Here is a 24,625-nt window from a genome sequence, read left to right on the forward strand (position 1 = left end):
TGGTCACCCCTTCGTCATGCACTGTTCGGTCGTCACTCCAGGACGAGGACGAGGTCACCGCCTTCGACCTGCGTCTCGTGCTTGAGCGCCACGCGCTTCACCGTTCCGGCGACGGGCGCCGTGATGGACGCCTCCATCTTCATGGCCTCGATCGTCGCGAGGGTGTCGCCCGCCTCCACCTCGTCGCCCTCGGAGACCGTGACCGACACCATGCCCGCGAACGGCGCCGGCACGTGGCCCGAGTTCTTCGGGTCGGCCTTCTCCACCGCGTCGACGTCGACCTTGACCGACTCGTCGCGCACCTGAACGGGACGGAGCTGGCCGTTGACGGTGGCCAGCACCGTGCGCATGCCCCGTTCGTCAGGTTCGGAGACGGACACCACGGACAGCAGGATGCGCTTGCCGGGCTCGAGGTCGACCTCGTGCTCCTGGCCCGGCGCGAGGCCGTGGAGGAACTCCTTCGTCGAAAGCACCGACAGGTCGCTGTAGAGCTCGCGGGCGCGCTCGAAGTCGCTCGTCGGGCCGGGGAAGAGAAGACGGTTGAGCGTCGAGCGCGGATCGCGAGCAAGCTCCTGCTCGTCCTCCTCGGACAGCTCTTCGATGCTCGGGCGCACCGTGCGGCCCTCGAGCGCCTTGGTGCGGAACGGCTCCGGCCAGCCGCCGGGCGGGTCGCCCAACTCGCCGCCGAGGAAGCCGATGACCGAGTCAGGGATGTCGTAGTTGCGCGGGTTCTCCTCGAAGTCCTTGGGGTCCGCGTCGGCGCTCACGAGCGCGAGCGCGAGGTCACCGACGACCTTCGAACTCGGGGTGACCTTGACGACGTTGCCGAGGATGTCGTTCGCCGCGGCGTACATGTCCTCGATGGCCTCGAACCGGTCGCCCAGACCGAGCGCGATGGCCTGCTGACGCAGGTTGGACAGCTGACCGCCGGGGATCTCGTGCTTGTAGACGCGGCCTGTCGGAGCGGGCAGGCCGGACTCGAACGGCTTGTAGAGCGTGCGCACGGCCTCCCAGTACGGCTCCAGATCGCACACGTTCTGCAGATCGAGGCCGGTGGCACGCTCGGTGCCGTCCGTGGCCGCGACGAATGCGGACATCGAGGGCTGGCTCGTCGTGCCTGACATCGAGGCACTTGCGACATCGACGGCGTCGACGCCGGCGTCAACGGCCGCGAGCAGTGTGGCGAGCTGACCTCCTGCCGTGTCGTGCGTGTGCAGGTGCACCGGCAGGTCGAAGCGCTCACGCAGCGCCGTGACGAGCGTGCGAGCGGCAGGCGCGCGCAGCAGCCCGGCCATGTCCTTGATCGCGAGAACGTGCGCGCCCGCGTCGACGATGCGCTCGGCGAGCTCGAGGAAGTAGTCGAGCGTGTAGAGCTTCTCGCTCGGTGAGGTGAGGTCACCCGTGTAGCACAGGGCGACCTCCGCGACCGACGTTCCGGTGGCGCGCACGGCCTCAATGGCGGGACGCATCTGCTCGACGTCGTTGAGTGCGTCGAAGATGCGGAAAATGTCGACGCCGGTGCGCGCAGCCTCCTGGACGAAGGCGTCCGTCACCTTCGTCGGGTAGGGCGTGTAGCCGACGGTGTTGCGTCCGCGAAGCAGCATCTGCAGCGGAACGTTCGGCATCGTCTCGCGCAGCTTGGCGAGGCGCTCCCACGGGTCCTCCGACAGGAAGCGCAGGGCAACGTCGTACGTGGCGCCGCCCCAGGCCTCCATGGAGAGCAGTTCCGGCGTCATACGAGCGACGTAGGGGGCGACGTGGACGAGGTCGCGGGTGCGGATGCGTGTGGCCAGGAGTGACTGGTGCGCGTCACGCATCGTCGTCTCGGTGACGGCGACCGCCGTCTGCTCACGCAGTTGGCGGGCGAACTCCTCGGGGCCGGCTGTGAGAAGGCGGTCGCGCGTGCCCGGTGGCACCGGGGTGCTGACGTCGAAACTCGGCAGCTTCTCGCGGGCCGTGACGGTGAGGGCCGAACGCTCGCCGTACGGCTTGTTCACCGTGGTCTCGGCGAGGTAGGTGAGCAGCTTCGTGCCGCGGTCACCCGGCGTGCGCGCGTTGAGCAGGTCGGGACGCTGCTCGATGAACGACGTCGTGACGTGCCCCGTGATGAAGGCGGGGTCGTCGAGAAGGGCCTGGAGGAACGGAATGTTCGTACTCACGCCGCGGACGCGGAATTCGGCGAGGGCGCGACGGGCTCGACGCACCGCGGTTGCGAAGTCGCGGCCGCGGCAGGTGAGTTTGACGAGCATCGAGTCGAAGTGGGCGCTCACCTCGGCGCCCATGTGGATCGTGCCGCCGTCGAGTCGGACGCCGGAGCCACCCGCCGAACGGTAGGCGGTGATGGTGCCGGTGTCGGGGCGGAAGCCGTTGGCCGGGTCCTCGGTCGTGATGCGGCACTGGAGGGCGGCTCCACGCAGGTGAATGTCCTCCTGGCGCAGGCCCAGGTCGTCGAGGGTGTCGCCGGAGGCAATCCGCATCTGGGCGGCAACGAGGTCGACGTCCGTGACCTCCTCGGTGACCGTGTGCTCGACCTGGATGCGCGGGTTCATCTCGATGAAGACGTAACGCCCGCTCGGGTCGAGGAGGAACTCCACCGTGCCCGCGCACGAGTAGTCGATTTCCTTCGCGAACGCGACGGCGTCGGCGCACATGCGTTCGCGCAGTTCGGGGGAGAGGTTGGGCGCCGGTGCCATCTCGACGACCTTCTGGTGGCGTCGCTGCACCGAGCAGTCGCGCTCGAAGAGGTGGACGACCTCGCCGGACTGATCGGCGAGCACCTGCACTTCGATGTGACGTGGGTCGACAACGGCTTCCTCGATGAAACACGTTGCGTCGCCGAAGGCGGACTCGGCCTCGCGCATCGCGGCCTCGAGGTTCTCGCGCAGTGCCTCGGGCTTCTCGACGCGGCGCATACCTCGTCCGCCGCCACCGGCGACGGCCTTGACGAAGACCGGGTACCCGAGTTCGTCGGCTCCGCGCACGAGTTCGTCGATGTCGGACGACGGTGGCACGCTGCGCAGCGTCGGCAGGCCGGCGCGCTTGGCGGCCGCGATGGCGGTGGCCTTGTTGCCGGTCATGTGCAGCACGTCCGGGTGCGGGCCGATGAACGTGATGCCGGCGTCGGCGCACGCCTCGGCGAGCAGTGGGTTTTCGGAGAGGAATCCGTACCCCGGGTAGACAGCATCGGCGCCCGATTCGCGCGCGACGCGGACGATCTCGTCGACGTCGAGGTAAGCGCGCACGGGGTGGCCGACCTCGCCGATCTGGTAGGCCTCGTCGGCCTTGAGGCGGTGCTCGCTGCCACGGTCCTCGTGCGGGAACACAGCGACGGTGCTCGCACCGAGTTCGGTGGCGGCGCGGAACGCACGGACGGCGATCTCGCCTCGGTTGGCCACCAGGACCTTGCGGAACATCAATAGTCTCCGTTCACGGGGATGTCGGACGGATCAACCCTAACCGGCCGGGAACATCGCGTCTGCCCCGAATCTGCGCGCAATACCGACCAATACTGAACACATGCGCACAGCGCCTCACGCCCATGCGAAGGGTGCTCGCGGTCTGCCGCAGAGGTGCACTCCCGCCGCGGGCGGAGCGCGGGTCCCCAATCGCGGACAACGACGCTGCGCTGCTGTTCACCCTCGAGCTGTGAACCCAGGCGTGTGCGTCATTTGCGAGCCGGAGCCAGCGCTGCGGAATGAAGTCGCGACGTCGCTCGTTGATGGCTACAGTGGTGCTTCGCGGTGCGAGACGCCGCACACAACTCCACAGCGCGAACAGCTACTCATGGGGATGATCGGTTTCGACATCGGTCGCCGTCCCAGGGGAAGCGGGCCGAGGATGCAGAGTTATCTCGTTAACGCCCTCTGCAAACCAATAGGTGCCGATTCCAAGCGCACCGACTTCGCCCTCGCCGCCTGAGCGAGCCCGAAGTCTGTCAGCCTGAGCTAGTTCTCGACTCAGTGTCTGGCATCAGCTAGAGAACTTGCTGCAGCGTCATGTCGAGGGGCGCTGCGGGACTCTTACTCGACTGGGCCTGTCACGGAATGTGTGCGTACCAGCCGTGGGGCCGAGAAAATCCTCATACGCACTGCGCCCGGAGAAGCCCTGGATCGCCGTCGATGGACGGGGGTTCAATTCCCCCCATCTCCACCACCCCATCAGCTGTTCCGCTGTGGCCACGCCGCAGTCCGGTTCGTCCGGACTGCGGCGCTTTCATGTGCGCGTCGGCTTCTCTTCTGCTCGATGGCGGTTCACGTCCGTCCCTGCGTGCAACCTTCCTGACCGGAGGAAGTCTCCGCACCGCAAGGATGAGAGTTGGAGGATCTCGGCGTCGTCCGTCCGGTATTGATTTCGCGGATCAAGGCACGGCAGCCTTCGCACGTTCGGCTTCGGCAGCGCCAGGGGGCAGTGACCCCGGATGGCGCGGCGGTGTACGTCGTGACCCGTGCGTCCGGTGCCGCTCCTGGGCGATACCGGACGCACGGGTCGGATCCCGCGTCACCCATACTGGTCCGATGCGAGCGCCCACGAGAGTCGTCCGCGCAACGGCAAGGGTGCTGTTGCCCGCAGCCGTCGCTCTTCAGAGTCTGTTGCTCTATCTGCCGGCTTCGGGTGAGGGATCGTTGCCCGTCGGCGTGGACAAGGTGGCACATGCGGGGATGTTCGGGGGAGTGGCGATCCTCGCCCTTGTCGCAGGCCTGCCGTGGCTCCCGGTGCTCCTCGCCGCCTACGCCCCGATCAGCGAACTGCTCCAGGGGCTTCCCGTGGTCGATCGCGACCCGGATTGGCGCGACATCGTGGCGGACATCACGGGAATCGTGGCCGCTGTGGGCCTCTTCGCGGTCTGGCGCGGCCGCGGCGTCCGGTAGACTTACTCCACCATTGATCTTGCGTTCAGATGGTTTGCTTTCGGTTTGAGCGCGTTGCACAGCTACTCCCTGTGACGGCGCGTGGTGGTGAGAGTAGGCCCGTTTTACGAGCGTCGCACTTCGGGTGACGACGTGTGTGTGAGCGCCGAGATCCCACGAAACAGCGCCGACCCACCTGGCACGCAACAGATCGCGACACCCCCATTCTTAGACGGGGTGCGCCCGCGTGTTCATCTTCGGTGCTTTGCAACCGAGAGTGAGTGAACTCATGGCTCCCAAGCCCAACAATTCAGGTAACAAGAAGCCCCGCTGGTCGCACGCCGACAAGCAGGGAGCGCGCCGCACGAGCGCGCGCAACGAGTCCAACGGCCGCCGTGAGGGCGGCTTCAACCGCGACGAGCGCGGCGGCCGTGACTTCGGTGGCCGCCGTGACGGTGGTTTCCAGGGTCGCGACGAGCGTCGTGGTGGTTTCAACCGTGATGACCGTGGTGGTCGTGACTTCGGTGGCCGTCGTGACGGTGGTTTCCAGCGCCGCGACGAGCGTGACGAGCGACGCGGTGGTTTCAACCGTGACGAGCGGGGCGGTCGCGATGGTGGCTTCGCGCGTCGTGATGACCGTGGTGGTCGTTCCGGTGGTTTCAACCGTGATGACCGTGGTGGTCGTGACTTCGGTGGTCGCCGTGACGGTGGTTTCCAGGGTCGCGACGAGCGTCGTGGTGGTTTCAACCGTGATGACCGTGGTGGTCGTGACTTCGGTGGCCGTCGTGACGGTGGTTTCCAGCGCCGCGACGAGCGTGACGAGCGACGCGGTGGTTTCAACCGTGACGACCGTGGTGGTCGTGACTTCGGTGGTCGCCGAGAGGGCGGTTTCCAGGGTCGCGACGAGCGTCGTGGTGGTTTCAACCGTGACGACCGTGGCGGTCGCGATGGCGGTTTCGCGCGTCGTGACGACCGTGGTGGTCGTTCCGGTGGTTTCAACCGTGACGACCGTGGTGGTCGTGACTTCGGTGGCCGTCGTGACGGCGGTTTCGAGGGCCGTGACGAGCGTCGTGGTGGTTTCAACCGTGACGAGCGGGGCGGTCGCGATGGCGGTTTCGCTCGCCGTGACGACCGTGGCTTCAACCGTGATGACCGTGGTGGCCGTGACTTCGGTGGCCGCCGTGACGGTGGCTTCGCCCGCCGCGATGACCGCGGCGACCGCGGTTTCAACCGCCAGGGAGAGCGCCACGGGCGCCCCGACCGTCCCTTCCGCCACGAGACCCTTCGCGACGACGCCGTGAGCGAGAACGTGACGACCGGCGACGAGCTCGCGACGGCCAACATCGACGAGCAGGCTGCGTCGGCGCAGTTCGAGACCCCGGTGCGCGATGCCGGTGTCGTCGACTCCGAGGTGCCCGGCACCGAAGGCGAGCAGAACCACGCCGAGGCCGTCGACAACATCGACGCCACGGATGAGATGAACCCCGTCGGCGGCGAGCCCACCGACGAGGCGCCGATCGTCGTGCCGGGCGAGGACGCCGAGCCGACCGCTGAGGCAGACATCGACGCCGCTGCAGCCGACGCGGAGCCCGTCGACGAACGCACCTTCGCCGACCTCGGTCTGCCCAACGCTCTGGTGGAGCGCATGGCGCGCGACGGCATCACGAAGCCGTTCCCGATCCAGGCCGCCACGATTCCGGACGCCCTCGCCGGCAAGGACGTGCTCGGCCGCGGCCGTACCGGTTCGGGCAAGACGCTCGGCTTCGGTCTGCCGATGCTGACGCGCCTCGCCGAGGGCGGCCCGGCCCGCGCCCACATGCCGCGCGCCGTTGTTCTCGTGCCGACGCGTGAACTCGCCATGCAGGTGAGCGACGCGCTGCAGCCGCTCGTTCACGTCGTGGGCCTCAAGCACAAGCTCGTTGCCGGCGGTATGCCGTACGAGCCGCAGCTGTCGGCCCTCGAGCGCGGTGTCGACGTTCTCATCGCCACCCCGGGTCGTCTCTCCGACCTCATCGAGCGCGGTGCGGCCGACCTCTCCCGCGTCGAGATCGCAGTGCTCGACGAGGCCGACCACATGGCCGAAATGGGCTTCCTTGAGGCCATCACCGAGATCCTCGACCTCGTGCCCGAGGGCGGTCAGCGTCTGCTGTTCTCCGCGACGCTCGACCGCGGCATCGACAAGATCGTCGACAAGTACCTCGTCGACCCGGTGACGCACTCGACCGACGACGGCACCGCCACCGTCACGACGATGGCGCACCATGCGCTCATCATCGAGCCGCGCGACAAGAAGGTCGTCACGGCCGAGGTGGCCAACCGCGAGGGACGCACCGTCGTCTTCGTCCGCACCAAGATGGGCGCCGACCGCGTCGCCGACGAACTGCGTGAGCAGGGCGTCATGGCGGCTGCGCTGCACGGTGGCCTCAACCAGGGCCAGCGCAACCGCGTACTGTCCGCCTTCAAGGACGGCCGCGTGCCGGTGCTCGTCGCCACGGACGTCGCAGCTCGCGGCATCCACGTCGACGAGGTGGGCGTCGTCCTCCAGGTCGACCCGCCGGCCGACCACAAGGACTACCTGCACCGTGCCGGTCGCACGGCGCGTGCGGGCGAGAAGGGCACCGTCGTGACCCTCGCCTTGCCGCACCAGCGTCGCTCGATGCAGCGTCTGCTCGACGAGGCCGGTGTCGACACCAGCCTCGTCAAGGCCCGCCCGGGTGACGACGTCATCGTCGCCGCCGGTGGTTCGACGCCCGAGGGCCGCTCGATCTCCGAGGACGACCTGCGCCGCGTGCTCTCGCCGCGCAACGACCGCGGGGGACGCGGTGGCCGTGGTGGCTACGACCGTGGTGGACGCGGCGGATACGACCGCGGTGGCCGGGGCGGTTACGACCGTGGCGGTCGCGGCGGATATGACCGTGGTGGTCGTGGACGCTTCGGTGACCGTGACGATCGTGGTGGCCGCGGTGGCTACCGGGGCGAGCGCGACGATCGCCGTGGCAGCTACCGTGACGACATCGACGGCGGCTTCGAGCGCCAGAACCGTCGTCAGAACTTCGGCGGCGACCGTGGTGGCTTCCGCGGAGGCCGCGACTGATCGCAGTCGTCAGTGCTGTTGCTCGACCCCGTCCGCTTCGTGCGGGCGGGGTCGAGCCCGTTCTGCGACTCTGGGCAGGGCTCGCTCCACCCGCGTGCGTGGCCCACAATGGGCGTCGTGAGTTCATTGACGGGACGTCTGCTCGTCGCCGTGCCGCGTCCGCACGACGGCGACGAGGGCGACCTGTTCACGCGCAGCGTCGTCTTCGTCCTGCACCACGATGATGAGGGCGCGCAGGGACTCGTCCTCGACTATCCGTTGGAAGCCGGCGTGGATTCGGTGCTTCCCGGATGGCAGGACGTCGTGTCTTCACCGGACCGTCTCTTCCAAGGTGGTCCTGTCGGTCTCGACCGGGCCATCGCCCTGGCCAACGTTCCGGGCCGCGACGAGGTGCTCGGCACGACCCGTCTGTTCGGATCCCTCTCGCTCGTCGACCTCGACGCTCCACCGGCCCTCGTGGCAGCTCAGCTAGCTGGCATGCGCGTCTTCGCCGGTTCGGCCGGCTGGGAGGCCGGGCAGCTCGACACCGAACTCGCCGATGACTGGTGGTTCGTGGCCGACTACGAGATCGGCGACCTGTTCGACGACGATCCGGACACGCTGTGGCAGCGAGTCGTGAGGCGCCAGCCGTTCCCGCTCAATCTCATGGCCACCTTCCCGGACGATCCCTCGCTCAACTGAGTTGGAGCCCCCGGGAGCCGGGACGCACTTCGCCGTGGTGCCTGCATGCCAGGTCTAGACTGGCGGCCATGAGCGCCCCAGTCACGAACTCCTCGATCGACGACCCGAACGCGCCGCAGAGCGACCCCGGAAACCCGGGCGGACTCGGCGGACCGGGCACGTCGACGGCCGTGCTCGAACGCGAAGAGACGCAGCACCAGCTCTCCGAGCCCGGCGACCACGAACGCTTCGCGCACTACGTGCGCAAGGAGAAGATCATGGAGTCGGCGCTTTCGGGTGAGCCGGTTGTCGCCCTGTGCGGCAAGGTCTGGGTGCCGGGGCGCGACCCCGAGAAGTTCCCGGTCTGCCCGACCTGTAAGGAGATCTACCAGGGCCTTCGAGCACCGCAGGACGGCGGCGAGTAGACAACGCTTCCACCAGCGGACACCCACGCTGTGGCCGCTGGTGTTTTCTCGTCGACACTGACCTGACGAGTGAGCGCCGTCCGAGGCGTGGGCAGAGTCTCGAACATGCGACCAACTGCGCGCGAGTGCGGTGGCGGCGTGGCACCATCCGCGTATGAGTTCCGTCACCCGAGCCGATCTCGGTCGACGTCGCGCCGCGGTCGCGGCTGCCTTCGCCGGTCAGGGGTTCGTCTTCATCCTGCTCACGACGAAGCTGCCGCGGCTTCAGGAGCGGTTCGACCTCAGCCCGGGGGACTTCTCGCTCCTCATGTTGGCGCTCGTCCTCTGTGCAGGCGTGGGTTCCCTCCTCGGTGAGCGCATTGCACCGCGACGGGGAAGTGCTCTGGCGCTGCGTCTGGGCTTCGCGCTCGTCGTGTTCAGTGTCCCCGCGATGGCGGCGGCGCCGTCCGTGGCGCTCCTGGCTGTCGGGATGAGCACCTACGGCATCGCCCTCGGCCTCGCCGACGCGGGCACCAACATGCAGGGTGTCGGTCTCGAGCACTCCTACGGGCGCACGATCATGCCCACGTTCCACGCCGCGTGGACGTGCGGTGGCGTGGCAGCCACGGTGCTCGCGCTCCTCACGAAGAACTGGAGTTTCGAGGCCGTCGCGGTTGCCGGAGTTCTCGTGCCGCTCGCTCTGGTCGCTGCGCCGTACGTGCGCGGTGCCGGCCCCGTGACCCCGATCGGTGACGACGGCTCCAAGGTGCCGTGGCGTCGCATCCTGCCCGTCGGGATCGCGATGGTGCTCTTCTACATGGTCGACACCGCCGCCACGACCTGGGGCCCGAGCTACCTCCACCACGTCTTCGGTTCGGGCGCGGCGCTCGTGGCCGTGGCGACGTTGCCGTACCTCGTCGCGTCTCTCGTGGGGCGCGCCTCCGGTGACCGCCTCGCAGAACACTTCGGCGCCGCCAATCTCGTGCGCTCCGCGGCCTTCGTCGGTGCCGCCGGGTTGGGCGTGGTGGTCTTCGCGCCCCACCCGCTCATCGCTGTGCTCGGCTTCACCGTGGCCGGCCTGGGCCTCTCGGCGGTGGCACCTCTCGCCTTCTCCGCAGCGGCCAAGATCGCGCGTGAGCAGACCTTGTCCGAGCCCGAGGCCGTGCGCGCCAAGGTGGACGCGATCATCGCCCGGTTCAACCAGTTCAACTACCTCGGTGGCATCCTCGGCGCCGTGATGACCGGTGCCGTCGGCAACGACTCGCTGCGCTACGGATTCGCCATCCCCATGGTGCTCGTCCTCTTCCTGGCACCGCTGGCGCGGTCCTTTCGCTGAGGGCTCGTTCGGGCTCGGCGGCGTGGTCGGAGCCACCCTCGGAGGCGTCCGGGCTGTCGGTGGTCGCCGGTAGACTTGGCGGCCTATGAGTACTTCGGCTGCAGAGCATCTGTCACCCGCCTTTCCGGAGCGGGCAGCCTGGGGTACGGCCGGGAAACTGCGTGCCTGGCAGGCCGGCGCGCTCCAGCGCTACCTCGAGACCAACCCGCGCGATTTCCTCGCCGTCGCAACGCCGGGTGCCGGTAAGACCACCTTCGCGCTGCGCCTCGCCACGGAGCTGCTCGGGCGTGGCATCGTCGACAGCGTCACCATCGTCGCGCCCACCGAGCACCTCAAGACGCAGTGGGCGGACGCCGCTGCCCGCGTCGGCATTCAGATCGACCCCAAGTTCACCAACCGCCAGGTCGACGAGGCCTCCGACTACCACGGTGTCGCGCTCACCTACCAGGGCGTGGCGAGCAACCCCGAGGTGCACCGCATCCGCACGCTGCGCACGCGCACGCTCGTCATCCTCGACGAGGTGCACCACGGCGGTGACAACAAGAGCTGGGGTGATGCTCTGCGCGTCGCGTTCGAGGGCGCCACTCGACGCGTCTGCCTCACCGGAACACCGTTCCGCAGCGACACCAGCCCCATCCCGTTCGTGCGCTACGAACACGACGCTGCAGGCATTCGGCGCAGCGCGAGCGACTACGCTTACGGCTACGCGGAGGCACTCGCGGACGGCGTGGTGCGGCCGGTGCTCTTCCTCGCCTACGGCGGCAACATGCGGTGGCGCACCCGAGCGGGCGACGAGATCGCCGCGCGTCTCGGCACCCCCATGACGAAGGACGCCGTCGCCGGTGCGTGGCGCACGGCCCTTGACCCCAACGGCGCCTGGATCCCGTCAGTTCTCCAGGCTGCCGACAAACGCCTGTCAGAGGTGCGCCGCCACGTGCCCGATGCCGGTGGGCTGGTCATCGCCTCCAATCAGACCGCGGCACGGGCGTACGCGCGAACCCTCGAGGCGATCACGGGCTCCAAGCCCACCGTCGTCCTGTCCGACGATCTCGGGGCCAGCTCCCGCATCGAGGACTTTGCGAAGAGCGACGAGCGGTGGATGGTCGCGGTGCGCATGGTCTCCGAGGGTGTCGACGTTCCGCGTCTGTGCGTAGGGGTCTACGCCACCTCCACCTCGACGCCGCTGTTCTTTGCGCAGGCCGTCGGCCGCTTCGTGCGCGCTCGTAAGCGGGGCGAGACGGCGTCGGTCTTCCTGCCTACCGTGCCGATCATCCTCGAACACGCAGCACGTCTCGAGGAACAGCGCGATCACGCTCTCGACCGGCCGAGCAGGCCGGGGGAGAGCCCCGAGGACGCCATGTGGTCCGAGGAGGAGGGCCTGCTCACCGCGGCCAACCGCGAGGAGAAGGCCTCCGGCGACCTGCTCGACGACGGCTCGTTCGAAGCCCTCGAATCCGAAGCGGAGTTCGATCACGTCCTCTTCGACGCAGAGCAGTTCGGCATGGGCTTCGAGGTCAGCACCGAGGACGAACAGGAGTACCTCGGTCTGCCGGGGCTTCTCGAGCCCGATCAGGTCTCCAAACTGCTGCGACAGCGTCAGGACAAGCTCGTGAAGTCCGGCCGCAAGCGCCGGGACGACGAGCCGGTGGCCGCCCACCGAGCCCTCGCCAACCAGCGCAAGGAGCTCAACGGGCTCGTCGCGCAGTACGCGCGCAAGAGCGGTCAGCCCCACGCCGTCATCCACAACGACCTGCGTCAGCAGTGCGGCGGGCCGACGCTTGACCGCGCCTCGTCGGAGCAGGTGAGCGCTCGGATCGAGCTCATCCGACGGTGGTTCGTCGGACGTCGCTAGACGGTGCGTCCGGCGCAGGCTCCTGCGACACCTAGGCTAGGGGCATGAACGAGCGCCCCTCCGGCTGGTACGACGACCCCGACGACGACACCCAGCTTCGCTACTGGGACGGCATTCTGTGGAGCGACCGCACCATGCCGAAGCTGCGCCCCGGTCTCGACCACGTCGGTGAGGCCCGGCCCGTTCAGCACGTCGTGGAGCCGCCACGCCGTGACGGTGAACCGCGCACCTACCCCGCGCACTGGGGCCCCGAGCAGTCGGGGCGCCGCGACGAGTTCCACGGCCCGCAGTTCCAGGGCTCCCAGCCGGGCACGGCGCCGTTCGGTAACACCGTCGGACAGCCCTCGGGGCTCATCCGCCGCATCCTCGCGACCTTCCTCGACAGGCTGATCGTCTCGCTGCCGGTGTCGCTCGTCGTCCTGCCGTTTCTCGGCGACTGGATGACGCAGATGCAGGAGTACGTCGACAGGTTCATGTCCGCGGCGTCCGCGGGCGAGCAGATGCCGACCATCCCGGCCGACCTCATGACGCCGCCGCTCGCGCTCGCGGGTGCGCTCGTCGCGGCACTGTTCGTGTACGAGGTGCTCATGACGCACTTCGCCGGCGGCGCCACCGTCGGAAAGCGCGCGCTCGGCATCACCGTGGTCCCCGCGGGGACGGCCCAGGGGGACAAGGAGCGTCTGCCGCTCGGACGGGCGGCTTTGCGCGCGCTCATGAAGTGGGGCCCGGACGCGCTCGCTCTCGTCGCGATCTTCTCCGGCGTCGCTGGATTCCTCCAGGCGCTCATCATCCTCTGGGCTCTGAGCAACGCCAAGCGTCAGGGGCTTCACGACCTCGCGGTCAAGAGCGAGGTTCGTCGCACTCGCTGACGACGTACACACCTCATTGACGAAGGGCGGCTCCTCACCGGGAAGCCGCCCTTCGTCAATGTTCCGACGGTCAGCCGTTGACCACGGGTGTGCCGACCAGTTCGACGCCGGCCGTGCGCAACTCCTCAAGCGCGGCGTCGGTGGTCTCCTGCGCGACGCCCGCCGTCATTCCGAGCAGGACGCGGATGCGAAAACCTTCCCGCGCGGCGTCGAGCGCGGTTGCGCGCACGCAGTGATCCGTGGCGATGCCGACGATGTCGACCTCACCCACGCCTGCGCCCCGCAACCACGTGGCCAGGCCCTGGCCCTTGCCGTCGAGGTCGTCGTGGCCCTCGAAACCGGAGTAGGCAGCCTCGAACTGGCCCTTGCGGAAGCGAGCGTCGAAGCGATCCTCGACCGGTTCGAGCGCGGGGTGCAGTTCGGCGCCGGGCGTGCCGACCTCGCAGTGCACGGGCCAGGTGTCGCGGTAGTCGGGTGTCTCGCTCCAGTGAGAGCCCGGGTCGACGTGCCAGTCCTGCGTGGCGACGAGCGTGTCGTAGGACGAGAGCGCCACGTAATCCGCGATCGCCTCCGCCACACCGGCGCCGCCGGCCACGGCCAGAGAGCCGCCTTCGCAGAAGTCGTTCTGCACGTCGACGACGACGAGGGCGCGGCCGGTGTCGCTCATACGCCTCGCCCCTCGTAACGCGTCGGGATGACGGCTTCGCCACGCGACATCTGGTGCACCGTGGCGGGCAGTTCCGCGCGGGAGCGCTCGTGGGTCTCGCGGGCCGTCTTCGCGTCGGTGGCAACGATGACCTCGCCGCCCTGGACGAGCTGCACGAGCATCTCGCGGTCGTCGCCGTCGTCCTGAGGCTTCGTGCCGATGCCGATGATCTCGGCCTCGGCCACCCCTTCGGTGTTGCGGCGACGAAGTGCCCACTTGCGCCCGCCGACGGAGATCTTGTCCTTGCTCTTCTTCGCGACGTCGATCATCTCGCCGTTGTCGTCGGAGTGCTGGACCAGTTTGTAGACCATGCCGGCCGTCGGGGCGCCGGAGCCGGTGACCAGCGAGGTGCCCACGCCGTAAGCGTCGACCGGGCCGGCCGCCAGGGCGGCGATCGCGTACTCGTCGAGGTCGCTCGTCACGACGATCTTCGTGTTCTTCGCGCCGAGCGAGTCCAGCTGGGCGCGTACCTCGCGGGCCTGGACGAGCAGGTCGCCCGAGTCGAGGCGGACGCCACCGAGCTCCGTCCCGGCAACCTCGACGGCGATGTTCACGGCGTTCGTCACGTCGTAGGTGTCGACGAGCAGCGTCGTGTTCTTGCCGAGCGATTCGACCTGCGCGGTGAAGGCCTCGCGCTCGTCGTCGTGCAGCAACGTGAAGGCGTGGGCCGACGTGCCGGCGGTCGGTACGTCGAAGCGCCGCCCGGCCTCAAGGTTGGACGAGGTGGCGAAGCCCGCGACGTAGGCCGCACGCGCGGCGGCCACGGCGGCCTCCTCGTGGGTGCGCCGCGAGCCCATCTCGATGCAGGGGCGGCCCGCTGCGGCCGACGTCATGCGGGAGGCCGCTGCGGCAACGGCTGAGTCGTGGTTGAGGATCGACAGGGCGAGGGTCTCGAGCAGGACGCCCTCGGCGAACGTCGACTCCACGACGAGAAGGGGCGACCCGGGGAAGTAGCACTCGCCTTCGAGGTAGCCGTAGATGTCACCGGAGAAGCGGTAGTCGGCGAGCCATTCGAGCGTGCTTTCGTCGACGACGTCCCGCTCGCGCAGGTCGTCGATCTCCGCGTCGGTGAAGCGGAAGTTCTTGAGGGCCTCGAGGAAGCGTCCGGTTCCTGCCACGACGCCGTACCGGCGGCCGTCGGGCAGCCTGCGAGCGAAGACCTCGAAGACGCTGCGGCGCTCGGCCGCGCCGGAACGCAGCGCCGCCTGGAGCATCGTGAGCTCGTAGTGGTCGGTCAACAGGGCCGTCGAGGGCGAGATGTTGGAAGTCACGTGAAGAACTCTAGAGTGGAGGGCGTGTCGATCGCGCCCCCTGACATCGATTTCGACGAGCTGACCGAGCAGTTGACCCGCAGCGAACCGCACGAGAGCGGTGAACGCGCGTGGGTCACGCTCGTGTGGAACGACCCCGTCAACCTCATGAGTTACGTCAGCTTCGTCTTCCAGGATTACTTCGGCTACTCCGAGGCCGAGGCCGAGCGGCTCATGATGCAGGTTCACACCGAGGGCCGCGCCGTCGTGAGCAAGGGCTCGCGCGAGCGGATGGAGGCCGACACGATCGCCATGCACGGCTACAGCCTGTGGGCGACCTACCAGCAGGAGGGCTGATGGCTCAGGCGTTCACCCGCGACCCGGACGACGGCGCTCGCATCATCGGTTTCCTCGAGGACGTGGAGCGATCGCTCGTCATCGAGCTCATGTACCAGACGAGTGTGCTCCTGTCGGATGGCAGCGAGGACGCGGGGGAGACGGACGAGAAGGGCGCGCCGAGTGACGGCGACACCCACGACGACCTCTTCGCAGCCCTCAGCCGTTCGATGGCCGAGCGGGAGGCGCCGCGGGACCCGGCCCTACGTCGACTGCTGCCCGACGGCGTCAAGGACGACGACGCTGCGGCATCGGAGTTTCGCCGTCTCACCGAATCGACACTGCGCGACGGGAAGCTGCGCAACCTCGACATCGCGATGCGCGCCCTCGAGGAGGGTTTCGTCGACGAGGAGCAGGCCGCAGCTATCGCCGACGACGTCTACGAGCGCGCGAACGACCCGGCCGCCCGGGATGAGCGGGACGATGCCGGGAAACGAGAGGGGAGCGACGACAACCTGCAGGACGGGTTGAGTGACGGTTCCCGTGAGGTCGTCCTCGACGAAGCGTCGGCGCGCGCCATGATGATGGCTCTGACCGACGTCCGGCTGGTACTCGCCGAACGCCTCGGCCTGCGTACCGATGAGGACGCCGAGGCGCTGTCGCGCCAGGTGGAGCGTGAGGACGCACCGAACTCGCCCGAGGATCTCCTCGCCGCGTACTACGACTTCCTCACGTGGATGTCGGAATCGCTGACCCTGGCGGTCATGCGCAGGGCCTGACTCCGGGGCGACCACTACGATGGGAGCATCATGAGCGAGAAGACTGCTGCAACCATCGAGCCCGCGACGCCCGACGAGGTCCGCCTCCGCGTCGCCCCGTCCCCGACCGGAGATCCGCACGTCGGCACCGCCTACATGGCGATGTTCGACCTGGCGTTCGCGCGCCAGCAGGGCGGCAAGTTCGTCCTGCGCATCGAGGATACCGACCGCGCCCGTTTCCAGGCCGACTCCGAGCAGCAGATCTTCGACACACTCGAATGGCTCGGCCTGACGTGGGACGAGGGCCCGGACAAGGGCGGCCCGTATGCGCCCTACCGTCAGAGTGAGCGCCTCGACACGTACAAGCCGTACGTCCAGAAGCTTCTCGACGAGGGTAAGGCGTACTACTGCTACTGCACGAGCGAGCGCCTGGCGGAGATGCGCGAGTTCCAGCAGAAGCAGAAGCTGCCCACCGGATACGACCGCATTTGCTACGGCAAGACGCGCGAAGAGCGTTCCAAGGAGCCGGGATTCAGCGACAACCCCGTCGTGCGCATGTTCGTGCCGGACGACGCCCCGCTCACCTTCACCGACCTCATCCGCGGGGAGGTCAAGGCTCCCCGCCCGGACGACCAGGTCATCCTCAAGGCAGACGGCTTCCCGACCTACCACCTCGCCGTCGTCGTCGACGACCACGAGATGGCCATCACCCACGTCGTGCGCGGCGAGGAGTGGATCAGTTCCACGCCGAAGCACATCCTGCTCTACCAGGGCCTCGGCCTGGAGCCGCCGAAGTTCGCGCACATGCCGCTGCTGCGCGACGAGAAGAAGGCGAAGATCTCCAAGCGCAAGAGCCCCTGGGCACGCCTGACGTGGTTCAAGGAGCAGGGCTACCTCCCCGAAGCTCTGCTCAACTTCCTCGCCCTGCTGGGCTACCCACCCGTCATAGAGACGGACGGTTCGGAGCGCGAGGTCTTCACGTTCGAGGAGTTCAGCAAGAACTTCGAGTGGAGCAAGGTCAACACCGTCGGGCCGATCTTCAACCTCGACAAGCTCAACTGGCTCAACGGCCACTACATCCGCGAGTTGCCGACGCGCGAGTTCGCCACGCGTCTGTTGCCGTTCCTCGTCAAGGACGGCGTGCTGTCGGAGCAGCCGTCGCTGCCGGAGCTCGGGCGTCTCAACCTCGTCGCCGAGCAGATCCAGACACGCATCAACCTGCTGTCGGAGGCCACGGCCCTCGTGGCGCCGTTCTTCTGCAAGGACGACGAGCTTCCCATCGCGGACGACGCCCGCGCGCAGCTCAAGGAGACGGCTCCGCAGGTCATCGACGCCGCCATCGAGGCGCTCGAGCCGATCTCCGGCTCGCTCGGCAAGCCCGACGGAAGCGACGTCGAGTGGACGCACGAGCGCATCGAGGCGGCGCTGCGTGAAGCGATCGTCGAGGGGCTCGGTATCAAGCCGAAGTTCGCGTTCGGTCCGCTGCGCACGGCGGTCTCCGGTCAGCGCATCTCGCCGCCGCTGTTCGAGTCCATGGAGATCCTGGGCAAGCACTCGACGATGGAGCGCCTCAAGGCTCTGCGCGCCACGCTCTGACGTTGCCGTAGCCCGCTCCGGCCCCGCCCCTCGATGGGTCGGGCCGGAGCGGGGGAGCGGCACCGGGCGCCGATTTGGCGCCTGGGCCAACGTTCGGTAAAGTTTTCACTCGGTTCGGGGAACGAAGGCCGAGGCCCACAAGGCCGGGGCGCGCGTTCGCTGAAACCCCCTTGGGGTATGGTGTAATTGGCAACACGGATGATTCTGGTTCATTTGTTCTAGGTTCGAGTCCTGGTACCCCAGCGCAAATCACTGGCGCAGAATGGCGATCTCGATCGCGCGCTCGTCGAGTGATTTCGGGAAATCGACAACTTCGGTTAGAGTTTTCCTCGCTGCTGAAAGCCGCAAGGCATCAGGCAGGCCAGGGCCCCGTTGTGTAGTGGCCTAGCACGCCGCCCTCTCAAGGCGGTAGCGCGGGTTCGAATCCCGTCGGGGCTACATTGAGACAAAGAATCCTCGTCACGCAAGTGACGGGGATTCTTTGTCTGTAGGTGCAATTCTTTCTTCGCGCGAACAAAGGGCGCCTTTCTCATGATTTGTCGTGAGAAAGGTGCCCTTTGTCGTGCCCTATTGCAGGCTTGGGTTCAGGAGCGCGGAGCAGGTGGCGTGACTTGGCTCGTCTGCTGAGCGGCGGCGCGAGCCAAGACCTCCGTGAGCTTGTTGGCGCCGGCGACGACCGTGGCGGCGTGCAGGCGGCCGGGCTGGCGGGAGACGCGCTCCACGGGGCCCGAGATCGACACGGCCGCGATGACGTGGCCGCTGGGGGAGCGAACGGGCGCGGAGACCGACGCGACGCCCTGCTCCCGCTCGCTCACCGACTGGGCCCAGCCGCGACGGCGGACGCCGGAGAGCATCGTGGCGGTGAACTTCGAGCCCTGGAGGCCGCGGTGCAGGCGGTCGGGCTCCTCCCACGCGAGAAGCACCTGGGCTGCCGAACCGGCCTGCATGGACAGGGTCGCGCCGACGGGAATCGAGTCGCGCAAACCCATGGGGCGGTCCGCGGCGGCGACGCAGATGCGCTGGTCGCCCTGACGGCGGAAGAGCTGCGCACTCTCGTTCGTGTGGTCACGCAGAGCCCCGAGAACCGGGCCGGCGGCGGCGAGGAGGCGATCCTCACCCGCCGCGGAAGCGAGTTCGACGAGGCGCGGGCCGAGCACGAAGCGACCCTGCATGTCGCGTGCGACGAGGCGGTGGTGTTCGAGAGCCACGGCCAGGCGGTGAGCGGTGGGGCGGGCCAGGCCGGTGGCCGCCACGAGCTGAGCCAGGGTGGACGGACCGGCTTCGAGCGCCGAAAGCACGATCGCAGCCTTGTCGAGAACGCCGACTCCACTAGAGTTGTCCATGTTCTGATATTGCAGTCTCATGACGCGAGACGCAAGTTCAAAGGCCTGCAGAAAGCGTAACGCTTGAGCAACGGCATTTGTCTCGCGGGTCGGACGGCCCGGTGATTCGAAGGAGGACGCGTGGGGAAAACGCTGGCCGAGAAGGTGTGGCAGCAGCACGTCGTGCGCAGCGCCGAAGGCGAACCCGATCTGCTTTTCATCGATCTTCACCTGCTTCACGAGGTGACGAGTCCGCAGGCGTTCGACGGCCTTCGTCTCGCGGGACGCGCCGTGCGGCGCACCGATCTGACGCTCGCGACGGAGGACCACAACGTCCCCACGACGCCGGGCCCCATCTCCGACCCGGTGAGTCGCACGCAGGTCGAAACGCTGCGCAAGAACTGTGAGGAGTTCGGCGTCCGCCTGTTCCCGATGGGTGACGCCCAGCAGGGCATCGTGCACATCATCGGCCCGCAGCTCGGCCTGACGCAGCCCGGCGCGACGATCGTGTGCGGCGACAGCCACACCTCCACTCACGGCGCGTTCGGCGCCCTGGCCTTCGGCATCGGCACGAGCGAGGTCGAGCACGTGCTCGCCACGCAGACGCTTCCGCTCAAGCCGTTCCGCACGATGGCGATCAACGTCGACGGTGCGCTGCCCGAGGGTGTGAGCGCGAAGGACATCATCCTCGCCGTCATCGCCGAGATCGGCACGGGGGGAGGCCAGGGTTATGTGCTCGAGTACCGCGGCGAGGCCATCGAGGGCCTGTCGATGGAAGCGCGGATGACGATCTGCAACATGTCGATCGAGGCCGGCGCCCGCGCAGGCATGATCGCTCCCGACGAGACGACGTTCGCCTACCTCGAGGGCCGCGAGTACGCGCCGGCCGGTGAGGAGTGGGACGCCGCCGTCGAGGAGTGGAAGAAGCTTCGCACCGATGACGACGCGCAGTTCGACGCCGAGGTGACGATCGACGCGGCCTCGCTGTCGCCGTACGTCACGTGGGGCACCAACCCCGGTCAGGGTCTCCCGCTCTCGGCGAACGTTCCCGACCCGGAGTCGTTCGGTGACGACTCGGCGAAGGCCGCCGCCTCCAGCGCCCTCGAGTACATGGGCCTGACGCCGGGGCAGCCGCTCAAGGAGATCAGCGTCGACACGGTGTTCCTCGGTTCGTGTACGAACGGCCGCATCGAGGATCTGCGCGCCGCCGCGGAGGTCATCAAGGGCCGCAAGGTGGCGGACTCCGTGACGATGCTCGTGGTGCCCGGCTCCGCGCGAGTGCGCCTCGACGCCGAGGCCGAGGGGCTCGACAAGGTCTTCACCGAGGCCGGTGCCGAGTGGCGTCTGGCCGGTTGCTCGATGTGTCTGGGGATGAACCCCGACCAACTGCAGCCGGGGGAGCGCAGCGCGTCGACCTCGAACCGCAACTTCGAAGGGCGTCAGGGCAAGGGCGGTCGTACGCACCTGGTCAGCCCCCAGGTCGCCGCCGCCACCGCCGTCGCGGGCACCCTCGCCGAGCCCGGCGATCTGTGAGCACCGAGGAGGAAACTGCCATGGAGCGATTCATCAACCACACGGGCGTCGGCGCCCCGCTGCGCCGGAGCAACGTCGACACCGACCAGATCATCCCCGCCGTGTACCTGAAGCGCGTGACGCGCACGGGCTTCGAGGACGGCCTGTTCTCGGCCTGGCGCAAGGACGAGTCGTTCGTCCTCAACCAGGACGCTTTCCGCGACGCGTCCGTTCTCGTGGCGGGCCCCGACTTCGGTACGGGCTCTTCGCGTGAGCACGCCGTGTGGGCACTCATGGACTACGGCTTCCGGGTCGTCATCAGTTCGCGCTTTGCCGACATTTTCCGAGGCAACTCGGGCAAGGCGGGCTTGCTCACGGCCCAGGTCGAGCAAGGGGATGTCGAACTGCTCTGGAAGTACCTCGAGAACGAGCCGGGCGCTCAGATCTCGGTCGATCTGGAGTCGCGAACCATCACAGCAGGCGAACTCGTCGTGCCGTTCGAGGTGGACGACTACATCCGCTGGCGCCTCATGGAGGGCCTCGACGACATCTCGCTGACCCTGCGTCACGAGGGCGACATCGAGCGGTTCGAAGCTCAGCGTCCGGCCTGGAAGCCGACGACGAGCGTCCGATAGGTGAGATCGAAGAATCCCGGTAGTAGCGGTCTGCGACAAGGAAGTTGCGCGGCAAATCGAGTGTGAGGTCTTGCACAGTTCGCGAATCACGTTCACACTCAACGATGTCGGCGATTCTTCACCTTCTACCGCGGAATGGTGCGGCAGTCCGGGTCTTCGCGCTCGCGTGAAGCGGCGTTCGATTAGCACGCGTCGGATGGACGATGCTCCACCCTTGTGGGTAATTTGATCGATATATCTGCGCATTGCGAGGTTTCGCGGGGCAATGCACGCCAGTGAAGGGTGGAGGAATGAACAAGGCAGACCTTGTCGACCGTCTCGAGGAGCGACTCGGGAGCAAGAGGGCGGCACTGGAGGCTGTCGAGGCGGTCGTCGACGTCATCATCCGTGAGGTCGCAGCGGGGAACAAGGTCGGCATCACGGGGTTCGGAACGTTCGAGCGCGTCGATCGCGCCGCGCGCACCGGCCGCAATCCGCGTACGGGCGAGGCTGTCCACATCGACGCCACCGCCGTGCCGAAGTTCACCCCCGGCACCAATTTCAAGGTCGTCACTGCGGACCCGGACAAGCTTCCGCGTACCGGTAATGCGGGTGGACGTGCCAGCGCCTCGCGCTGAGCGTTGACAGCGAAGAAGGACCCCGAGACCGGCTTGGTCTCGGGGTCCTTCTTTCGTTCTCCCAGTACTCCGGTCGAGGTCAGCGGATGGTTTGTCCGGCGCCGATTCCATCGATCCACAGTCGGCGAATACCGTCGGGGCCCATGTCGACGTTGAGGCGTTGACCGACACGGAGCGAGCGCAGGCTGCTGCGCATGAACGCCTCGGTGGAGAAGGCCAGCACCCGGCCGTTGTCGGTGATGACCTCGCCGGTGAGTGTTTCGAAATCGAAGCGGTGGACGCTCGCCTGTTCCTGCACGATGCTCATGCTCCCTTCGTCGTCGAGCGTTCGAGGGCTGCGGTGCGTGAGCCGACGGGTTCACGACCCTCGACGACGTGGCGCGCGAGATCGTCCGTCAAGTGCGATCCGACACTCACGGCGACGCGTTGGTGACGTCCGGCGCTCGAGCCACCGAAACGGGGAGCCAGCCGTGCGGGGTCGTGGTGGCTGATGGCGACGGAGCCGCCGTCGTCGGAGACCACGACTGCGGACTCGGTAGCGGCACAAGCACGCAGCAGAGCGCTGATCGTGTCGCCGTCGGCGTAGGGGAGCGGGCCGAGCAACACGGCGCCGGAGCGCTCGGGATGGGACCTGACCCAATCGGCGAGCGCCGCAGTCAGTGCGGCGTTGAGATCGCGGCCCTGTTCGCGTGCGTGAGCCCCTGCTTCCGTCGCGCCGGTTCGCACGGCCTCGTCATCGCTGAGGACGAGAAGGTTGGCAGGTTCGACGGCAGCGCTCACGGCGTCGATCGTGTCGAGGGCGCTCGCTCGAGCCCACGCGACGGGGTCGACGGTGCGGGGCGCGACGAGGCTTCGACCGTCGCTGAACGCGAGGACGATGCTCCAGGTGGACGATCGGTTCTGCACGGTTTGAATGCTCGCAGATTTCGCGGACGAATGCCCAGGAGGACCGTCCGGTGTGTTTCTGCGGTCGGTGGCCGACGACTCGGAGCTCCGGCCCGCCCTCGGACCGGCCCGCGGCTAGAGTTGCGCACGAGCCAGGAGGTGCCCATGTCCGACGTTTCGCTCGACGAGAGTGAACGCAACGGTGTCGTGCGATTCATCACGGGTGTCGTCGCGCCCGGGATCTCGCCGTGGTTGCGGGAGACCTGGCGCGGTGCCGAGCACGTGCCCGACCACGGCGCGGCTGTCATCGCGGGCAATCACCTGAGCTACTCCGACCCCTTCGTCCTGGGTCGTTTCCTCCTGCACGCAGGGCGTCTGCCGCACTTTCTCGGCAAGGCCGAGGTCTTCGCGACGCCCGTCCTGGGGCCGCTTCTCAAGCGTGCCGGCCAGATCCCCGTCCACCGAGGCACAGCGCGGGCCGCTGACAGCTTCTCCGCTGCCGTCGACGCCGTGGAGTCGGGCAAGATCGTCTGCCTCCTGCCCGAGGGAACGCTCACGCGCGACCCCGACCTGTGGCCCATGGCCGGAAAGTCAGGGGCCGCTCGCATTGCGCTGACGACCGGGTGTCCGCTGGTGCCCGTCGCCATGTGGGGTCCCGAGCGGATCCTGCCCCCAACGCGCAACGCCCTGAAGTCGCTGCCGAGCGCAGTGGTTCGCCGCCACGACGTCACGGTGAGTGCCGGGCCGCCCGTCGACCTCGACGACCTGCGAGCGCGGCCACTCGACGCCGAGGTGCTCACCGAGGCAACAGCTCGGGTCATGGCGGCCATCACGGAGCTTCTCGTCGAGATCCGGGGCGAGTCCCCGACGACGACACCACTGGACAACCCGCGCGTGCGATCGCGCTCGAGTCGAACGGAAGGCGCACGATGACCAAGGCCACGGTCATGGGATCGGGAAGTTGGGGAACGGCGTTCGCCGCGGTGATGGCGGACGCGGGCACTGACGTCACGATGTGGAGCAGACGCCCCGAACTCGCCGAAGCCATCGAGACGACCCGCGTCAACGACGACTACCTGCCGAGCCTGCGCCTGCCCGACCGTGTGCATGTCACGAGTGATGTCGCAGAGGCGATGGACGGCTCCGACATCCTCGTTCTCGCGGTGCCGTCGCAGACGTTGCGCGAGAACCTCGAGGGTTGGCGCGAACACATCCCGGACGGCGCGCCGCTCGTGTCGCTGATGAAGGGCATCGAGCTCGGAACCCTCAAGCGGATGACCGAGGTCATGGAAGAGGTCGCGGAGGTTCCCGCCGACCAGGTGGTCGTCGTCTCGGGGCCGAACCTGGCCAAGGAGGTCGCCGACAAGCAGCCCGCGGCGGCCGTCGTCGCCGCGTCACGTCACGGAGTGCGTTCGAAGGTGGCGGAAGCCTGCGCGGCGCCGTACTTCCGGCCGTACACCAACGCCGACGTCGTGGGTACCGAGATCGCCGGCGCGGTGAAGAACGTCATCGCCCTGAGCGTGGGCATGGCGCACGGCCTGGGTATGGGGGAGAACTCGACGGCCACTCTGCTGACCCGCGGACTTGCCGAGACGGCGCGTCTCGGTGTCGCGCTGGGAGCCGACCCGCAGACGTTCCTCGGTCTCGCCGGCGTGGGCGACATGATGGCCACCTGCAGCTCACGTCTGTCGCGAAACCACCAGTTCGGCCTCGCGCTGTCGGAGGGCAAGACGGTCGAGGAGATCACTGCCGCGACCAACCAGACCGCCGAAGGCGTCAAGTCGTGCCGCTCGATCCTCGAGCTGGCGCGTAGCGTCCACGTCGACATGCCGATCGTCGAAGGCGTCCACGCCATCCTCCACGAGGGTTGGACGCCCGACGAGATGGTCCGCGCCCTCATGTCGCGTTCGCGCAAGAGCGAGCGCGTCTGAGGCTCGAGGTTGGTC

At 68.0% G+C, this 24,625-nt stretch carries 22 protein-coding genes, 2 tRNA genes and 1 other RNA gene; 18 read left to right on the forward strand and 7 right to left on the reverse strand.

Features of this window, described 5'->3' with window-relative positions:
- Positions 1-32 precede the first annotated feature (32 nt).
- Positions 33-3,413 carry a pyruvate carboxylase gene (locus AA983_RS09105; RefSeq protein WP_047311936.1) on the reverse strand — a complete coding sequence of 1,127 codons (3,381 nt, stop codon included), beginning with the start codon at positions 3,411-3,413 and terminating at the stop codon, positions 33-35.
- A gap of 372 nt (positions 3,414-3,785) precedes the next feature.
- Here AA983_RS09105 and ssrA point away from each other — a divergent pair.
- Both ssrA and AA983_RS09110 read left to right on the forward strand, forming a co-directional pair.
- Positions 3,786-4,152, forward strand: a transfer-messenger RNA (tmRNA) gene (ssrA, locus tag AA983_RS15195).
- Positions 4,153-4,514: 362 nt separating this feature from the next.
- A complete protein-coding gene (locus AA983_RS09110; protein WP_129664445.1) occupies positions 4,515-4,868 on the forward strand; it encodes a VanZ family protein in 354 nt (117 codons plus the stop codon).
- A 289-nt stretch (positions 4,869-5,157) separates the two neighbouring features.
- Here the strand turns inward: AA983_RS09110 and AA983_RS15935 are convergent, their stop codons facing one another.
- Positions 5,158-6,123 (reverse strand): hypothetical protein, encoded by a 966-nt coding sequence (locus tag AA983_RS15935; protein ID WP_156170319.1) that lies wholly within the window; start codon positions 6,121-6,123, stop codon positions 5,158-5,160.
- A gap of 21 nt (positions 6,124-6,144) precedes the next feature.
- Between AA983_RS15935 and AA983_RS15940 the strand changes: the two genes are divergently transcribed.
- The 6 genes from AA983_RS15940 to AA983_RS09145 all read left to right on the forward strand — a co-directional run bounded on the left by AA983_RS15940 (position 6,145) and on the right by AA983_RS09145 (position 13,062).
- Positions 6,145-7,941, forward strand: coding sequence for a DEAD/DEAH box helicase (locus tag AA983_RS15940; RefSeq protein WP_304413400.1), 1,797 nt, complete (start codon positions 6,145-6,147; stop codon positions 7,939-7,941).
- A 108-nt stretch (positions 7,942-8,049) separates the two neighbouring features.
- A complete protein-coding gene (locus AA983_RS09125) occupies positions 8,050-8,622 on the forward strand; it encodes a YqgE/AlgH family protein (protein ID WP_047312196.1) in 573 nt (190 codons plus the stop codon).
- Between the two features lie 68 nt (positions 8,623-8,690).
- A complete protein-coding gene (locus AA983_RS09130; protein ID WP_047311938.1) occupies positions 8,691-9,026 on the forward strand; it encodes a DUF3039 domain-containing protein in 336 nt (111 codons plus the stop codon).
- 154 nt (positions 9,027-9,180) lie between these two features.
- The gene (locus AA983_RS09135) at positions 9,181-10,341 is read left to right on the forward strand and encodes an MFS transporter (protein ID WP_047311939.1); all 1,161 of its coding nucleotides are present in this window, start codon (positions 9,181-9,183) and stop codon (positions 10,339-10,341) included.
- An 85-nt stretch (positions 10,342-10,426) separates the two neighbouring features.
- Positions 10,427-12,193, forward strand: a complete 1,767-nt coding sequence (locus tag AA983_RS09140) for a DEAD/DEAH box helicase (RefSeq protein WP_047311940.1) — start codon at positions 10,427-10,429, stop codon at positions 12,191-12,193.
- Between the two features lie 44 nt (positions 12,194-12,237).
- Complete coding sequence (locus AA983_RS09145; protein WP_047311941.1) at positions 12,238-13,062, forward strand: RDD family protein; 825 nt, start codon at positions 12,238-12,240, stop codon at positions 13,060-13,062.
- A 70-nt stretch (positions 13,063-13,132) separates the two neighbouring features.
- Here AA983_RS09145 and AA983_RS09150 read toward each other — a convergent pair whose 3' ends face one another.
- A complete protein-coding gene (locus tag AA983_RS09150) occupies positions 13,133-13,729 on the reverse strand; it encodes a nicotinamidase (RefSeq protein WP_047311942.1) in 597 nt (198 codons plus the stop codon).
- The gene (locus AA983_RS09155; protein WP_047311943.1) at positions 13,726-15,039 is read right to left on the reverse strand and encodes a nicotinate phosphoribosyltransferase; all 1,314 of its coding nucleotides are present in this window, start codon (positions 15,037-15,039) and stop codon (positions 13,726-13,728) included. Before AA983_RS09155 ends, AA983_RS09150 begins: the two co-directional genes overlap by 4 nt.
- 24 nt (positions 15,040-15,063) lie before the next feature.
- Between AA983_RS09155 and clpS the strand changes: the two genes are divergently transcribed.
- The 5 genes from clpS (at position 15,064) to AA983_RS09180 (ending at position 18,146) form a co-directional block, all read left to right on the forward strand.
- Positions 15,064-15,375, forward strand: coding sequence for an ATP-dependent Clp protease adapter ClpS (gene clpS, locus AA983_RS09160; RefSeq protein WP_047312197.1), 312 nt, complete (start codon positions 15,064-15,066; stop codon positions 15,373-15,375).
- A complete protein-coding gene (locus AA983_RS14900) occupies positions 15,375-16,133 on the forward strand; it encodes a DUF2017 family protein (RefSeq protein WP_052947043.1) in 759 nt (252 codons plus the stop codon). Before clpS ends, AA983_RS14900 begins: the two co-directional genes overlap by 1 nt.
- A 30-nt stretch (positions 16,134-16,163) precedes the next feature.
- Positions 16,164-17,708: a glutamate--tRNA ligase gene (gene gltX, locus AA983_RS09170; RefSeq protein ID WP_047311944.1), complete on the forward strand. Its 1,545-nt coding sequence runs from the start codon at positions 16,164-16,166 to the stop codon at positions 17,706-17,708.
- Positions 17,709-17,879: 171 nt separating this feature from the next.
- A tRNA-Gln gene (locus AA983_RS09175) sits at positions 17,880-17,951 on the forward strand.
- Between the two features lie 122 nt (positions 17,952-18,073).
- A tRNA-Glu gene (locus tag AA983_RS09180) sits at positions 18,074-18,146 on the forward strand.
- Between the two features lie 146 nt (positions 18,147-18,292).
- Here the strand turns inward: AA983_RS09180 and AA983_RS09185 are convergent.
- Entirely contained in the window at positions 18,293-19,051 is a 759-nt protein-coding gene (locus tag AA983_RS09185) for an IclR family transcriptional regulator (protein WP_047311945.1), read from the reverse strand.
- Positions 19,052-19,171: 120 nt separating this feature from the next.
- Here AA983_RS09185 and leuC point away from each other — a divergent pair, with 120 nt between their 5' ends.
- The 3 genes from leuC (at position 19,172) to AA983_RS09200 (ending at position 21,794) form a co-directional block, all read left to right on the forward strand.
- The gene (gene leuC / locus AA983_RS09190) at positions 19,172-20,563 is read left to right on the forward strand and encodes a 3-isopropylmalate dehydratase large subunit (protein WP_047311946.1); all 1,392 of its coding nucleotides are present in this window, start codon (positions 19,172-19,174) and stop codon (positions 20,561-20,563) included.
- A 20-nt stretch (positions 20,564-20,583) separates the two neighbouring features.
- Complete coding sequence (gene leuD, locus AA983_RS09195; RefSeq protein ID WP_047311947.1) at positions 20,584-21,177, forward strand: 3-isopropylmalate dehydratase small subunit; 594 nt, start codon at positions 20,584-20,586, stop codon at positions 21,175-21,177.
- 290 nt (positions 21,178-21,467) lie between these two features.
- Positions 21,468-21,794, forward strand: coding sequence for an HU family DNA-binding protein (locus AA983_RS09200; RefSeq protein WP_047311948.1), 327 nt, complete (start codon positions 21,468-21,470; stop codon positions 21,792-21,794).
- Between the two features lie 79 nt (positions 21,795-21,873).
- On the opposite strand, the gene AA983_RS09205 is transcribed toward AA983_RS09200, so the two are convergent.
- A complete protein-coding gene (locus AA983_RS09205; protein WP_047311949.1) occupies positions 21,874-22,101 on the reverse strand; it encodes a hypothetical protein in 228 nt (75 codons plus the stop codon).
- A complete protein-coding gene (locus AA983_RS09210; RefSeq protein ID WP_047311950.1) occupies positions 22,098-22,700 on the reverse strand; it encodes a hypothetical protein in 603 nt (200 codons plus the stop codon). The genes AA983_RS09205 and AA983_RS09210 overlap by 4 nt, the downstream gene beginning before the upstream one ends.
- 144 nt (positions 22,701-22,844) lie before the next feature.
- Between AA983_RS09210 and AA983_RS09215 the strand changes: the two genes are divergently transcribed.
- Positions 22,845-23,612, forward strand: coding sequence for a 1-acyl-sn-glycerol-3-phosphate acyltransferase (locus AA983_RS09215; protein ID WP_047311951.1), 768 nt, complete (start codon positions 22,845-22,847; stop codon positions 23,610-23,612).
- Positions 23,609-24,610, forward strand: a complete 1,002-nt coding sequence (locus AA983_RS09220) for an NAD(P)H-dependent glycerol-3-phosphate dehydrogenase (RefSeq protein WP_047311952.1) — start codon at positions 23,609-23,611, stop codon at positions 24,608-24,610. Before AA983_RS09215 ends, AA983_RS09220 begins: the two co-directional genes overlap by 4 nt.
- Positions 24,611-24,625 lie beyond the last annotated feature (15 nt).

Source organism: Dermacoccus sp. PE3, assembly GCF_001021715.1.
Lineage (GTDB): Bacteria > Actinomycetota > Actinomycetes > Actinomycetales > Dermatophilaceae > Dermacoccus > Dermacoccus abyssi.